The sequence below is a fragment of the Klebsiella sp. 10 genome (genome assembly GCF_018223925.1).
GTDB lineage: Bacteria > Pseudomonadota > Gammaproteobacteria > Enterobacterales > Enterobacteriaceae > Klebsiella > Klebsiella pneumoniae.
This window is the reverse complement of the sequence record NZ_JAGRRB010000028.1, coordinates 23,583-37,494: the sequence shown is the minus strand read 5'-3', so window position 1 is coordinate 37,494 and position 13,912 is coordinate 23,583. Positions and strand designations below refer to the sequence as shown.

General features: G+C 57.6%; 15 protein-coding genes. 9 read left to right on the top strand and 6 right to left on the bottom strand.

Features of this window, described 5'->3' with window-relative positions:
- The 3 genes from KHQ26_RS25315 to clcB form a co-directional block, all read left to right on the top strand.
- A partial coding sequence (locus tag KHQ26_RS25315) for a DmsC/YnfH family molybdoenzyme membrane anchor subunit (RefSeq protein ID WP_202020597.1) occupies window positions 1-852 on the top strand: 852 nt, incomplete at its 5' end.
- A gap of 41 nt (window positions 853-893) precedes the next feature.
- Window positions 894-1,502: a Tat proofreading chaperone DmsD gene (gene dmsD / locus KHQ26_RS25310; protein ID WP_004152236.1), complete on the top strand. Its 609-nt coding sequence runs from the start codon at window positions 894-896 to the stop codon at window positions 1,500-1,502.
- Between the two features lie 133 nt (window positions 1,503-1,635).
- Window positions 1,636-2,931 carry a voltage-gated ClC-type chloride channel ClcB gene (gene clcB, locus KHQ26_RS25305; RefSeq protein ID WP_015874769.1) on the top strand — a complete coding sequence of 432 codons (1,296 nt, stop codon included), beginning with the start codon at window positions 1,636-1,638 and terminating at the stop codon, window positions 2,929-2,931.
- Here clcB and bioD read toward each other — a convergent pair.
- The 3 genes from bioD to KHQ26_RS25290 all read right to left on the bottom strand — a co-directional run bounded on the left by bioD (window position 2,884) and on the right by KHQ26_RS25290 (window position 5,953).
- On the bottom strand, window positions 2,884-3,579 hold the full coding sequence (gene bioD / locus KHQ26_RS25300) for a dethiobiotin synthase (RefSeq protein ID WP_002903703.1): 696 nt from the start codon (window positions 3,577-3,579) through the stop codon (window positions 2,884-2,886). The genes clcB and bioD overlap by 48 nt on opposite strands.
- Window positions 3,580-3,706: 127 nt before the next feature.
- On the bottom strand, window positions 3,707-4,927 hold the full coding sequence (mlc, locus tag KHQ26_RS25295; protein WP_029497218.1) for a sugar metabolism global transcriptional regulator Mlc: 1,221 nt from the start codon (window positions 4,925-4,927) through the stop codon (window positions 3,707-3,709).
- Between the two features lie 123 nt (window positions 4,928-5,050).
- Window positions 5,051-5,953: a LysR family transcriptional regulator gene (locus KHQ26_RS25290; protein WP_002903700.1), complete on the bottom strand. Its 903-nt coding sequence runs from the start codon at window positions 5,951-5,953 to the stop codon at window positions 5,051-5,053.
- Between the two features lie 130 nt (window positions 5,954-6,083).
- On the opposite strand from KHQ26_RS25290, the gene KHQ26_RS25285 reads away from it, so the two are divergent.
- Window positions 6,084-7,334, top strand: coding sequence for an MFS transporter (locus tag KHQ26_RS25285; RefSeq protein ID WP_211777972.1), 1,251 nt, complete (start codon window positions 6,084-6,086; stop codon window positions 7,332-7,334).
- 30 nt (window positions 7,335-7,364) lie between these two features.
- On the opposite strand, the gene KHQ26_RS25280 is transcribed toward KHQ26_RS25285, so the two are convergent.
- The gene (locus KHQ26_RS25280; RefSeq protein ID WP_004206050.1) at window positions 7,365-7,457 is read right to left on the bottom strand and encodes a KPN_01571 family protein; all 93 of its coding nucleotides are present in this window, start codon (window positions 7,455-7,457) and stop codon (window positions 7,365-7,367) included.
- Between the two features lie 216 nt (window positions 7,458-7,673).
- Here KHQ26_RS25280 and KHQ26_RS25275 point away from each other — a divergent pair, with 216 nt between their 5' ends.
- The 4 genes from KHQ26_RS25275 to KHQ26_RS25260 all read left to right on the top strand — a co-directional run bounded on the left by KHQ26_RS25275 (window position 7,674) and on the right by KHQ26_RS25260 (window position 11,625).
- Entirely contained in the window at window positions 7,674-9,161 is a 1,488-nt protein-coding gene (locus KHQ26_RS25275) for a carboxypeptidase M32 (RefSeq protein ID WP_020803877.1), read from the top strand.
- A 164-nt stretch (window positions 9,162-9,325) separates the two neighbouring features.
- Window positions 9,326-9,745, top strand: coding sequence for an acid resistance repetitive basic protein Asr (gene asr, locus KHQ26_RS25270; RefSeq protein WP_211777971.1), 420 nt, complete (start codon window positions 9,326-9,328; stop codon window positions 9,743-9,745).
- A 937-nt stretch (window positions 9,746-10,682) separates the two neighbouring features.
- Window positions 10,683-11,495 carry a trypsin-like serine peptidase gene (locus KHQ26_RS25265; protein WP_002903687.1) on the top strand — a complete coding sequence of 271 codons (813 nt, stop codon included), beginning with the start codon at window positions 10,683-10,685 and terminating at the stop codon, window positions 11,493-11,495.
- A gap of 13 nt (window positions 11,496-11,508) precedes the next feature.
- Window positions 11,509-11,625, top strand: coding sequence for a hypothetical protein (locus KHQ26_RS25260; RefSeq protein WP_002903685.1), 117 nt, complete (start codon window positions 11,509-11,511; stop codon window positions 11,623-11,625).
- A 43-nt stretch (window positions 11,626-11,668) separates the two neighbouring features.
- On the opposite strand, the gene kpnF is transcribed toward KHQ26_RS25260, so the two are convergent.
- Window positions 11,669-11,998, bottom strand: a complete 330-nt coding sequence (gene kpnF / locus KHQ26_RS25255) for a multidrug efflux SMR transporter subunit KpnF (protein ID WP_002903683.1) — start codon at window positions 11,996-11,998, stop codon at window positions 11,669-11,671.
- Window positions 11,985-12,347, bottom strand: a complete 363-nt coding sequence (gene kpnE, locus KHQ26_RS25250; protein WP_002903681.1) for a multidrug efflux SMR transporter subunit KpnE — start codon at window positions 12,345-12,347, stop codon at window positions 11,985-11,987. Before kpnE ends, kpnF begins: the two co-directional genes overlap by 14 nt.
- 442 nt (window positions 12,348-12,789) lie before the next feature.
- Here kpnE and KHQ26_RS25245 point away from each other — a divergent pair, with 442 nt between their 5' ends.
- Window positions 12,790-13,824, top strand: a complete 1,035-nt coding sequence (locus KHQ26_RS25245; protein ID WP_002903679.1) for an AI-2E family transporter — start codon at window positions 12,790-12,792, stop codon at window positions 13,822-13,824.
- Window positions 13,825-13,912 lie beyond the last annotated feature (88 nt).

Genomic DNA, 13,912 nt, shown 5'->3' with positions numbered 1-13,912 from the left:
AACGGATGGCATGAATGGCCGCTGGTGCTGTTTACGGTGCTGGGTCAGTGCGTGGTCGGCGCGACCATCGTCAGCGGTCTTGGCTGGCTGGCGCTGGGGGACCAACGGGAAGCCCGGCGGCGGCTGGTGCGCAATATGTTTTTTATCTGGCTGTTGATGGGCATTGGTTTTCTTGCTTCGGTGATGCATCTCGGTTCACCGCTGCGCGCGTTTAACTCGCTGAACCGCATCGGCGCCTCGGCGCTGAGCAACGAAATCGCCAGCGGCGCTCTGTTCTTCGCCGTGGGCGGATTCTGGTGGCTGCTGGCGGTGCTGGAAAAAATGCCGGCGACGCTGGGTAAAGTCTGGCTGGCGATCGTTATGCTGTTAGGGCTGCTGTTTGTCCTCGCAATGACCCGGGTTTACCAAATCAATACCGTGCCAACATGGTACAATGGCTACACCACCAGCGCGTTCTTTCTGACGGTGCTCCTCAGCGGGCCGCTGTTTGCCGCCCTGCTGCTGCGGCTGGCGAAAGTCGACTTTAACGGCTGGTTTTTTGCCGGACTGAGCGTGGCCGCGTTGGTCATCAGCGCCGCAGTTATCATTATGCAAAGCGCCGGGCTCAGTACCCTTCACAGCTCGGTTCAGCAGGCGGCCACCCTGCTGCCAGATTACGGCAAACTCCAGGCGCTACGCCTGGTACTGCTGGCGCTGGGCCTCGGCTGCTGGCTATGTCCGCTGATCCGCCGCCAGCCGCCGCGCGCTACGGGGCTGCTGATCGGCCTGCTGCTGGTCTTGATCGCCGAATGTATTGGCCGCGGCCTGTTTTATGGTCTGCATATGACCGTCGGTATGGCGGTTGCCGGTTAATGAGACGGCGCGCAGGCGCGCGCCGCAGAAAGGAATAAGTGATGATGCCGATCCCAAATCGCGACGCCGTCGCGTTAAGCGCCCGCACCCTGGGCGCGCTGTTCTCTTATGCGCCGAATAGTGCGGAAAATGCGCCGCTGGTCGCCGCCTTCCAGGACGGGAGCTGGCAGCAGCAGTGGCCCTTCCCGGTCGCAGCCCCGCTGGCGTCAGGGTTTGCCGCATCGGCTGAAGAAACGTTGCCGGAAGCCTGGCAGCGCCTGTTTATCGGGCCATGGGCCCTGCCGGCGCCGCCCTGGGGCTCTGTCTGGCTGGATAAAGAGTCTGTGCTGTTTGGCGATTCCACGCTGGCTCTGCGCCAGTGGATGCGCGAGAACGGTATCGCGCTGGAGGCCGATGGCAACGAACCGGAAGATCATTTCGGCACCGTGCTACTCCTGGCGGCATGGTTGTGCGAAACGGAGCAGGATGCGTTGTTTGCCCAGCTGCTGGCCTGGCACCTGCTGCCGTGGTCCGGGCGTTTCCTGAGCGTCTTTGTCGACCATGCCGCCCACCCCTTCTATCAGGCGCTGGGTCAGCTGGCGCAGGCGACTCTGGCGCAGTGGCAGGAGAATCTGCCGATCGCCGTGGCGCAAAAACCGCTCTATCGTTAACCCTTCGCCGCGCCGGTATCCGGCGCGGTTTTATTTTGCCGCTTTCCAGCCTTTCACCCGCACTTATCGCTTTTGCATCTAAGGTTATTCCCTATCACAATAAGCCAATGTTTTCTGAACCTCGCCGTGACTAATGCATCGTCTTCATCCCTATCCTGATGTGCAGGTGATGTTTCGCCGCCTGCTGATCGCCACCCTGATTGGCCTTCTCGCCGCCCTGGCGGTGGCGCTGTTTCGCCACGCTATGGTGGTTCTGGAAACGCTGTTGCTCAGTAATGACAGCGGGAGCCTGGTCAACGCCGCACAGTCGCTGCCGGCGTGGCGTCGGCTGGTTACCCCCGCGCTGGGCGGCCTGACGGCGGGAACCTTACTCTGGCTCTGGCAACGACGCAGCGTCGCGCGTCCGCATGCCGCCACCGATTATATGGAAGCCCTGGAGACCGGCGACGGCTGTTTCGATACGCCGGCAAGCCTGGTGAAATCGCTGGCGTCATTGCTGGTCGTGGTGACCGGCAGCGCGATTGGCCGGGAAGGCGCCATGATCCTGCTGGCCGCGCTGGCGGCCTCGCTGTTTGCCCGTCGCTTCACGCCGCAGAGTGAATGGAAGCTATGGGTCGCCTGCGGCGCGGCTGCCGGGATGGCCAGCGCCTATCATGCCCCGCTGGCCGGCAGCCTGTTTATTGCTGAAATTCTCTTTGGTACGCTGATGCTGGCCTCGCTTGGGCCGGTGGTGATCTCGGCGGTGATCGCCCTGCTGTTGACGCAGTTTCTTAATGGCGGCGCCGCGCCGCTGTATCACGTCGTGTTACAGCAAAACCTCAGCGCCCTGCACTATGGCTTAATGCTGGCGACTGGCCTGCTGGCCGGGCTGTGCGGGCCGCTGTTTATCTGGCTGATGGACTACAGCCACCGTGGGTTCGTTAAACTAAAGCTGGCGCCGCCGTGGCAGCTGGCGCTGGGCGGGCTAATTGTCGGCGGCTTATCGCTCATCACCCCGGCAGTATGGGGCAACGGCTACAGCGTAGTGCAAAGCTATTTGCTGCTGCCGCCGTCCGGTGCGCTGCTGGTGGGCATATTTATCTGCAAACTGCTGGCGGTGCTGGCCAGCAGCGGCTCCGGCGCGCCTGGCGGGGTCTTCACCCCGACGCTGTTTGTCGGCCTGGCGATGGGCATGCTGTTTGCCTGCTTCAGCAGGCTGTGGCTACCGGGAAGTGAAGAAATGGCCATCATGATGGGTCTGACCGGCATGGCGGCGTTTCTGGCCGCCACGACCCATGCGCCGATCATGTCAACCCTGATGATTTGCGAGATGACCGGGCAGTATACGCTGCTGCCCGGTCTGCTGATAACCTGCGTCGTGTCGTCTGTGCTGTCGCGGACGTTACGCCGGGATTCGATCTATCGCCATCACGTTGCCGAGCATGTCTAAGTCGACGTAGCGGCTCAGCTCACGCTGTTCGGCGCGCGGTAGATAAGGCAGCTCGCCGATCAGCGGCGCCGGCAGCTTTTTGCTGAGGACATCGATGATTTCGGCGTAGTGCGCCAGACCGGGGTTGATCCGATTGGCCACCCAGCCAATCAGCGGTAAACCGTCATTGGCGATCGCCTGGGCTGTCAGTAGCGCATGGTTGATGCACCCCTCCTGGATCCCCACCACCATCAGCACTGGGAGCTGCTCCTGAACCACCCACTCGGAGAGCGGCCGCAGGTCGTTCATCAGGCTGCGCCAGCCGCCGGTGCCTTCAACCACCACGTGTTCGACCTGCGCGGCCAGACGCTGCAAACCATCGGACAGCAGACCGTAGTTGATCGGGCAGCTATGCGCCACGCTGCTCTCGTCTTCGCTTAAGGCGATGGGGTTGACAGCCTCATAGGGTAAGGCCAGCGTGGAGACGCTCTGCAACACCAGCGCATCTTTGTTACGTAAACCGTCCGGCGTCTCTTTGCTGCCCTTCGCCACAGGCTTATACCCGGCCACGCTTTTGCCTCTGGCAGCAAGTGCCTGCAACAGCGCACGGGAAACCACTGTCTTCCCGACAGAGGTGTCTGTACCTGTAATAAAGAAACGCTTAAACATCACTAACCCCACAGTTTTGTCGATGAAATATACGGGAGAGAAATAATCAACGGTGGGCAAAGTCTACGTGAAGCCGTCTGAGGTCAGCTTGAGATAGCGCAATTTTTGGTGTGACTATGAAAAAATGTTAACCCTGTAACAGTCGTATGAGTAAGGATCCGTTATAGAGCGCATCTTTAACCAGCGCCGCGCCAGCCATCGTTCCGCGGTTGGAGAACTGAGTACTTTCAACGGTAATATGCCGGCTATAGGCTGGGAGAGATTGTTGCCGAATACAGCTGGAAATTGCCGGAAAAAGAATTTCTGCCGCCAGATTGAACGGCGAGCCAATCAGAATTTTCTGCGGATTAAACAGATTGACCATGATCGCCAGAATCCGCCCAACGTGATTACCCACGCCGCTGATGATGTCCCGGGCTAACAAATCGCCCTGCAGCGCCGCCTGACAAAGCCACTCCACGCTCAGCGGACGCTGGTGCAGCAGCGAGCTCATCGACTGCGCCATGCGCATCTGCGCCAGCTCCAGCACGCTTTCTACGCTGGCAATTGTCTCCAGGCAACCATGGTTGCCGCAGTAACAGCGTTTGCCGTAGGGATCGACCTGGGTATGGCCAATCTCCACCAGGCTGCTGCTGCCGGCGTGCAGCAGGCGCCCATCGGTGATCACCCCGGCGCCGACGTTATGATCGATGACCACCTGAATGACGTCCCGGGCGCCGCGCGAGGCGCCAAACAAAGATTCCGCCATGGTCCAGGCGCTGATGTCATGCTGAATATAGACTGGCACCCCGGTATGATTGGCCAGCGCTTCGCCGAGCGGGGCATCTTTAACATCCTCATAAAACGGCATGCGATGAATAATGCCATTTTCGGTATCGATAATACCGGGCATCGTCATGGCGATGGAGGTAAGGCGTTCCAGCTTCTTTTGATGGCGAATAAAGAAGCGATCAATATGGTCGATAACGCGCGTCAGAAACGGCGTGCTGTCGGTGAGCGCCAGCTCCAGCTGATCCTCCACCACCAGCTGACTGCTTAAATCACGCAGCGAAAGATGGATCTCACCGCGGCTGATGCGCACCGCCAGATAGTGCCATGCCTCGGTCTCCACCATCAGCCCCACCGCCGGGCGGCCGCGGCTGCCGGGCTCCTGGATCTCGGTCTCCTGAACCAGATGCGCTTCCAGCATTTCGCGGACGATTTTGGTGATGCTGGCCGGCGCCAGTTGCGCAAATCGGGAAAGGTCGATACGCGATACCGGGCCGAGCTGATCAATCAGGCGATACACGGCGCCCGCATTGGTCTGCTTTATTTGATCGATATGGCCTGGTTGACTATCCGCTACCACCATTGACTCCCTTATTTTCGCGCTTCGAAATAAACTTTCGGCTATGGTGAAGCACTTCGACGGTGAACGTCAAATTTTTACTTAGCCTTGTGATTTACCGCACATTTCCAGCCCCTTTTCGCCTCAATTATGCTCGCTTTTCCAGGAGAGCAGCGCCTCACGAAAGCGTTTTGCCAGTGCCCCTTGCTCATGGTGTTTAGACCACACCAGCCACATCTCCGATACCGCATCCTGTTCGTCGATCGGCAGCCAGCGCATTTCACTGAGCTGGACGCGCTGAAAGGAGGCCGGGAGGATCGATACCCCCAGTCCGGCGGCCACCAGACCAATAATCGTCATTGCCTCCCCCACCTCCTGGGCAATCTTCGGCGTGTGGCCGTAGCGGCGCAGCAAGCCGAGGATGTCGTCGTACAGGCCAGTGCCGACGTGCGGGTCGAAAAAGACGAAGGGCTCGCGCGCCAGCGCCGCCAGGCTGACCGAGGGCTGGCGGGCCAGCGGGTGATTCGCCGGGACCATCGCCAACAGCGGCTCGCGCAGAACCCGCTCCCACGCCAGAGTGTCCGGCAGTTGAGTATTTCGCAGCAGCCCCAAATCCAGAGCCCCTTCGCTCAGGGGCACTATCTGTTCGCGGGTGTTAGTCTCGCGGGTGAGAATATGCACATCCGGAAGGCGTTGGCGAAACATCGATAGCGTATCGGAGACTGCCTTAATAAAAGGGGCCGAGGAGGTAAAGCCGATGCGCAGCTCACCCGTTTCGCCATGGTGTAGACGGGCGGCGCGAGCAGCCGCCTCATCCACCTGGGCGAGGATTTGTCGGCTATCGGCGAGAAACTGCTTTCCGGCCGCCGTCAGGCTGACGCTGCGGTTGGTACGGGCAAACAGGCGAGCGCCGGTCTGCTGCTCAAGGATCTGAATCTGCTGGCTTAGCGGTGGTTGAGAGATGTTCAGTCGCGCCGCGGCGCGGCCAAAATGTAGCTCCTCAGCGACGGCGACAAAGTAGCGCAAATGACGCAACTCGATATTCATATTTAAAACGTCTTATTTGAGATTATTAATATATTAGACAGAATATTTACATTTTCATACCCTAAAAATGTCAGCTGAATGGTCACAACACTCTGTTGGTAAGCAGCAACTTCTACGCAAGGAATTCTCTGTGAGTCGTACAACAACCGTTGACACCGTGCCGGCGGGCGAGGTCAGCGTCGCTGGTGCATCCCGCCCGGATCCGTTTATTAAGCGTGGCACCCCGCAGTTTATGCGCGTCACTCTCGCGCTGTTCTCCGCCGGTCTGGCCACCTTTGCCCTGCTCTACTGTGTGCAGCCGATCCTGCCGGTGCTGTCGAACGAGTTTGGCGTGTCGCCGGCCAGCAGCAGTATTTCGCTTTCAATTTCCACGGCGATGTTGGCGGTGGGCTTGCTGTTTACCGGCCCGCTGTCGGACGCTATAGGCCGCAAGCCGGTGATGGTCACCGCCCTGCTGCTGGCCGCCTGCTGTTCACTGTTGTCGACTATGATGACCAGCTGGCACGGCATCCTGATTATGCGCGCGCTCATCGGCCTGTCGCTGAGCGGCGTAGCGGCGGTCGGCATGACCTATCTGAGCGAGGAGATCCACCCCAGTTTCGTCGCCTTTTCGATGGGACTCTATATCAGCGGCAACTCCATCGGCGGCATGAGCGGCCGCTTGCTGACCGGGGTCTTTACCGATTTCTTCGGCTGGCGCGTGGCGCTGGCGGCGATCAGCGGCTTTGCGCTGGTCGCGGCGATTATGTTCTGGCGTATCCTGCCCGAGTCGCGCCATTTCCGCCCGACCTCGCTGCGACCGAAAACGCTGCTGATTAACTTCCGTCTGCACTGGCGCGACCGTGGCCTGCCGCTGCTGTTCGTCGAAGGTTTTCTGCTGATGGGCGCTTTTGTCACCCTGTTTAACTATATTGGCTACCGGCTGATGATGTCGCCGTGGTCGTTAAGCCAGGCGGTGGTAGGCCTGCTGTCGGTAGCTTATCTCACCGGGACCTGGAGTTCACCGAAGGCAGGGGCCATGACCGTACGCTTTGGCCGCGGGCCGGTGATGCTTGGCTTTACAGCGGTGATGCTCTGCGGCCTGCTGCTGACGCTCTTTTCTTCCCTGTGGCTTATTTTCATCGGCATGCTGCTGTTTTCCGCTGGCTTCTTCGCCGCGCATTCCGTCGCCAGCAGCTGGATTGGCCCACGCGCCCGCCGCGCCCGCGGTCAGGCGTCATCGCTGTATTTGTTCAGCTATTATTTGGGTTCAAGTCTTGCCGGGACGTTAGGCGGGGTATTCTGGCATCACTACGGCTGGAACGGCGTCGGTGGGTTTATCGCGCTGCTTCTCCTTGCCGCGCTGTTGACCGGCACCTGCTTACATCAGCGACTGAAATAGTCGCGTGTGACGTGGCCTGTGGGCCACGTTTCACCACATGCCCATTATGGAAGACAAGCCCATCAGCTCTCTGACGGCATCAACGGACAGCAGTGCAATAAACAGCCAGGTGAACGGATTCATAAACCACCCCCGAACCTCCAGACCTGTGTAATCGATCACAGTTTAGTACCGATATGTTACCGTTTTCTGTCACACCGATCACAGAGGTGAGCTTATTCTCCCGCCATGTGTCTTTCCCTTCCCCTGTGCGCAACGCTCGACCCGCCGGGCGTATCAGGATAGTGTAGAGGCAAAGCGATAATCTCTTTATTCACCTGTCACGGACCGAACGCCACTATGACTGAAAATACGCCTTATCAGCAGCTTACCCGTACCTTTCAGCGCCTGTCGCGCTTTTCGCATCTCGCCGCCATCGCCGGCTGGGATATGTTCGCGATGATGCCTCCGGGCGGGAGCGTCGCCCGCGGCGAAGCGCTGGCCGAGCTCGGCGTGCTGCAGCATCAAATCCTGACCGATAAAAAAGTGGGACAATGGTTACAGGAAGCCCGCCAGCAGGATCTTAATGATGTTGAACAGGCCAACCTGCGGGAAATGCAGCGTCAGTACGATCAGGCGGCGCTGCTGCCGGAGAGCCTGGTGGAAGCAAAATCGCTGGCCGGCAGCCGCTGCGAACATGCCTGGCGCAGCCAGCGTCCCGCCAATGACTGGACGGGCTTTGCCGACAACCTACGCGAGGTGGTCAGACTGAGCCGCCAGGAAGCGCAGATCCGCGCCGATGCCAGGGGCGGCTCACGCTACGACGCGCTGCTGGATATTTTCGAACCGGATATGACCAGCGCGCGGCTGGACAGCCTGTTCGCCGATCTCAAATCGTGGCTACCTTCCCTGCTTAGCCAGGCGGTGGAGAAGCAGGCGAAGCAGACGCTAATCGCCCCGCAGGGGCCTTTCCCCATTGCTGAACAACGGGAGCTGGGCCTGCAGGCGATGCGTATCCTTGGCTTTGACTTCGACGGCGGGCGCCTCGACATCAGCGCCCACCCGTTCTGCGGCGGCGTACCCCAGGATGTGCGCATCACCACCCGCTACAACGAAAACGACCTGCTCAGCGCTCTGTTCGGCGTGATCCACGAAACCGGCCACGCCCGCTACGAGCAGAATCTGCCTCGCCCGTGGGTCGACCAGCCCGTAGGACTCGCCCGCTCCACCGCTATCCACGAGTCGCAGAGCCTGTTTTTTGAAATGCAGCTGGGACGCAGCGAGCGTTTTCTTAACCGCCTGTTACCGGCGGTGCGCGAGCGGTTTGGCGATCGGCCGGCCTTTAGCCAGGACAATTTTGTCGCCTGGAATCAGCAGGTGAAACCCGGCTTTATTCGCGTCGATGCCGATGAGGTGAGCTACCCGGCGCATGTCATCCTGCGTTATGAAATTGAACGTGCGCTGATCGACGGCGAGATTGAGGTAGATGATATCCCGTCGCTGTGGGACGAGAAAATGCAGCACTGGCTGGGGCTGTCGACCGCCGGCAACTATCGGGATGGTTGCATGCAGGATATTCACTGGACCGACGGCGGATTCGGCTATTTCCCTTCCTATACCCTGGGCGCGATGTATGCCGCGCAGTTGATGGCCGCGGCCCGCCGCGCGCTGCCGACATTAGATCGCGATATTGAGGAAGGCGATTTCAGCGCCCTGTTCGACTGGCTGCGGCAGAATATCTGGCAGCATGGCAGCCGCTTCACCACCTCGCAGTTGATTCAGCAGGCCACCGGTGAGGATCTTAATAGCCGCTACTTCCGCGAGCACCTGACCACTCGCTACCTGTAATCATACGCGCCGGGCTACCCGGCGCGTCCTGTCGTTCCCGCCTTGTACATTCGGTTACACGCCGATACCAAACACTCACGGAAAGCTCGAAAAGACAAGCATATAGTGATTTCACCGGCCCCGCAGTGGGGTTGAAATTAAGAAAACTTTTCGAGGATATCAGAATGAAAAAAGTATTAGCTCTGGTCGTTGCCGCTGCTATGGGTCTCTCTTCCGCCGCTTTCGCTGCTGACGCAGTAAGCACCACTCAGGCACCGGCTGCCACCCACAGCACGGCTGCCAAGACCACCCATCACAAAAAACACCACAAAGCCGCGGAAAAACCGGCCGCAGAGCAGAAAGCTCAGGCTGCCAAAAAACACAAAAAAGCAGAAGCTAAACCAGCCGCTGCTCAGAAAGCCCAGGCCGCTAAAAAACACAAAAAAGTAGCAGCTAAACCAGCTGCTCCGCAGAAAGCTCAGGCGGCGAAAAAGCATCACAAAGCTGCGGCTAAACCGGCAGCCCAGAAAGCGCAGGCAGCGAAAAAACACCACAAAACCACTAAACACCAGGCCGCTAAACCGACTGCACAGCCGGCAGCATAATTCCTCCCGGTGAACCAACCTTCTTAATAATCGGCGCTGTTTCAGCGCCGTTTTTTCTGGAGAGCACTATGCTGCGGCGCTATCGTTTTGAGCTCATCCTGATCCTGCTAATTATATGCGCAGTGGTTGCAACCCGTTTTTTCCTCTCTTAATTATTTATACCGCGTTCGCATTTTGCTGCTTCTACCAGCTTTTCATTAAAATGAATACCGTGCGGCTATCGCTGACCCGCTCCCCGCTTCCCATTATCCTGTGACTCTCTGCGGCGCAAAAAAATGTCCGGCGCCAGAAGACGCCAGACATGTTAGTCGTAATATGTCGCACGCCTGGCCCTTGCCGGGTGGCGCGCCCATCACAATGCACGCACGGCTTCCATCACCAGATAGCCGGTCGCGCCCCAGATAGCGACTGAGACCAGGGAAACATAAACCAGTGCGCGAATACCTTTTTTAGACATAAGCCCTCCGAACGCCGGGGAAATAGAGTTCAGGCATCATCGCCGGTACTACCTCTCTATTTACTCAACGGCAGGGCGACGGTAACAACGTTTTCGGTGAGAAAATGTTTCGCATTGAAAATAATTACGAGAGGCGTAAAGAAGTGCGAATTCCGGTGAAGATCTGGTGGGTAAAAGTATTATTTTTGGGCATTATGCTGACAAACCAGGAATAATCCCACGGATGAATTGCTGCATTATTAACCGAATTCAGTACGTTCTGATACATGAATTTTGTTGCGCAAGACGCCACTTTCTGCGGAAATAGCACAAGCAGAACACTGGTATTAACCGCTTGAAATCAGGAGGTTTTACCAGCGCCAGACCCCACCGCGCGCTGATGTGGTATACGGTTTGGCCTGTTTAGAATTATTGTTTACTTTCAAAAACTTAAATCTCCTGCTACTGTCAATAGACATCATAGCCTCCCCAGAGAGTGATATGCGTAGAGACGTTCTGTTATTACTGTGTTCATTTTATCTGTTACCTCTGGGCGCACATGCCGATGATAGCGGACTGAGCGCCAAAGATATTAAGACGTTGTTTTTCGGTCACGATGACCGCAAAGCGGTGAACCGCCCCGAGGAGAGTCCGTGGGACGCGATTGGCCAGTTGGAAACCGCCAGCGGCAATCTGTGTACGGCGACGCTCATCTCTCCGCATCTGGCGCTGACCGCGGGCCACTGTCTGTTAACGCCCCCGCGCGGCAAGCCGGACAAAGCGGTCGCCCTGCGCTTTATTTCCCGCAAGGGCAACTGGGTCTATGAGATCCACGGCATTGACGGGCGAGTCGATCCCAGCTTAGGCAGACGCCTGAAAGCCGATGGCGACGGCTGGATTGTCCCTTCCGCTGCGGCGCCGTCCGATTTTGGCCTGATCGTGCTGCGCTATGCTCCGTCTGGCATTACGCCGATCCCGCTCTTTCCGGGCAGCAAGGCCGATCTCACCGCCGCGCTGAAGGCGGCGGACCGTAAAGTTACCCAGTCTGGCTATCCTGAAGATCATCTCGATAATCTTTACAGCCACCAGGATTGCATCGTGACAGGGTGGGCGCAAACCAGCGTACTGTCGCATCAGTGTGACACCCTGCCTGGCGACAGCGGCTCGCCGCTGCTGCTGAAAACGGAGGACGGCTGGCAGGTGATCGCCGTGCAGAGTTCGGCCCCCGGCCCGCAGGATCGCTGGCGGGCGGACAATCGCGCCATTGCGGTGACTGGCTTTCGCGATAAGCTGGAGGCGCTTGCCGGTGAGTAATGGACCGAGGCCGGTGAAGAATATCATTATTGACATCGTCCTGGCGGAAATGATTTTCCGCCAGCCGAAAGCAGTGAACCTGCGCAGCCCTCAGCGTCACCTGACACAATTACAGCGGGGCCAGGCGTGAAGGAAGCTTCCGTTTGCCGCCTGGCTTTGCAGGCGGCGAGACGTCAGGCGAGTTTAATTAACACCATGCCGGCTACCAGCAGGATAACCCCCGCCCAGCCTTTGTTATTCAGACGCTGACCAAACAGCACCCAGCCGGCGGCGATGGTCGCCGCGATACCGAAGCCGCCCCACAGCGCATAGGCGACCGAGAGATCGATCCCTTTAACCGCCTGCGACAGGGCGCTGAACGCGCCCAATACTGCCGCCAGGGACAGGATGCCGTAGATCTTGCGGCGGAAGCCGTCGGAAAACTTCAAAAAGACGTTGGCAATAATTTCCAGCACAATGGCGATTGCCAGCCAGGCGGCGTGGATCCACTCAAACTGCTGCATGGGCCACCTCCTGCTTGGAAGACGCTTTTTTCTGGGTGCCGGACTTAATTAAGACGATCCCTATCACCAGGGTGGTCAAGCCGGCTATTTTCAGCAGGGACAGACTCTCATCAAACAGCAGCACGCTGAACAGGGTAATCAGTAAAATACCGATCCCTTCCCACAACGCATAGGCCACACCGAGGGCAATCTTTTTAACCGCAAAGGCAAGAAAAATATATGACAGGGCAATCATGGCCAGCATTAAAATAAAGCCGGTGTGCCCGCCGCTCACGCTTGCCCATTTCATAGACAAGGTGCCGGTAATTTCAGCAATAATTGCTAAAGCTAATAAAATCCAATAAAACATGATCCCTTCTCCTGCTTGAGAATATAATCCATTACCGTTTACGCGAGACGTAAACAGGAAAATTTCTGACGTAGATATCGCTGTGCGCTTGGCGCCAGCTCAGGCAGAAAGAAGGTGACTATAGCGCCGAATGCCAGTGCTGTTCGCCGGCAAAACGGGAAAAAGTGAGGGATACTGCGGGGTGATTTAAAATATACATCCTGAACTGATTGTCCATAAAATTACAATTATCCGCGGTGTTGCTTCTCGTCCGGTGCGGATGAAAATTGTCCTCAGTAGTTAAACACAGGTAGATTTGTAGCATAGTGCTACATTTAATTCAAAGACTTTGCAATTCTTTACGCCGCGGTTTTTCTTCAATGCGTTTGTTCTGCAAAAAAGCGTCATTATGCTAATGTAACGCAACCTGTTAATAGGCAAGGAAGTTTGAGGTCGGGATCCTATGGCTAAACCCATTATTACACTTAACGGATTAAAGATGGTCATCATGTTGGGCATGCTGGTGATCATCCTTACCGGCATTCGCTTTGCGGCGGACATAATCGTCCCGTTTATCCTGGCGCTTTTTCTGGCGGTGATCATCAATCCTCTGGTCCAGCTACTGGTCCGCTGCCGGGTGCCGCGCGTGCTGGCGATCTCGCTACTGATTGGCCTGATTGTTATGTTAGCCATTGTGCTGCTGGCCTCGCTGGGGACCTCGCTCAACGAGCTGGCGCGCACCCTGCCGCAGTATCGCAACTATCTTTATGAGCCGATGCAAACCATCGCGCCCTGGCTGCAGCGTATGGGATTCACCGTTTCGGTGGTCGAGCTCAATAAGTACATCGACCCTAACGCCGTAATGACCCTGGTCACCAGCCTGCTCACTCAGCTGTCGAATGCCATGTCCTCTATTTTTCTGCTGCTGCTGACGGTGGTGTTTATGCTGCTGGAGGTGCCGCAGCTTCCCGCTAAGCTGCAGCAGTTAATGTCCAGACCAGTAGAAGGCATGGGCGCCATCCAGCGGGCCATCGACAGCGTATCGCATTATCTGGTGCTGAAAACTGCGATAAGCCTGATCACCGGCCTGGTGGTCTGGGGCATGCTGGTGCTGCTGGATGTGCGCTTCGCCTTTATGTGGGGGCTACTGGCCTTCGCGCTGAACTATATTCCCAATATCGGTTCCGTGCTGGCGGCCATTCCGCCGATCCTGCAGGTGCTGGTGTTCGGTGGTCTGTACGAGGCGCTGGTAGTGCTTGCCGGCTACCTGATCGTCAACCTGGTATTCGGCAATATTCTCGAACCTCGTATCATGGGGCGCGGGCTGGGCCTCTCGACGCTGGTGGTATTCCTGTCCTTAATCTTCTGGGGATGGTTGCTGGGTCCGGTTGGCATGCTGCTCTCGGTGCCGTTGACGATTATCGTCAAAATTGCCCTCGAGCAGACCAGCGGCGGGCAGAGTATCGCTTTCTTATTAAGCGATGTCAGTAAACAGTAGTCCTTCCGCAGGCCGGCGCTTCGCCGGCCTGCTCCCTGCCCTACACTCTCTCCGTAGACCACTACGCCTTATGTATTATTGATCCGCA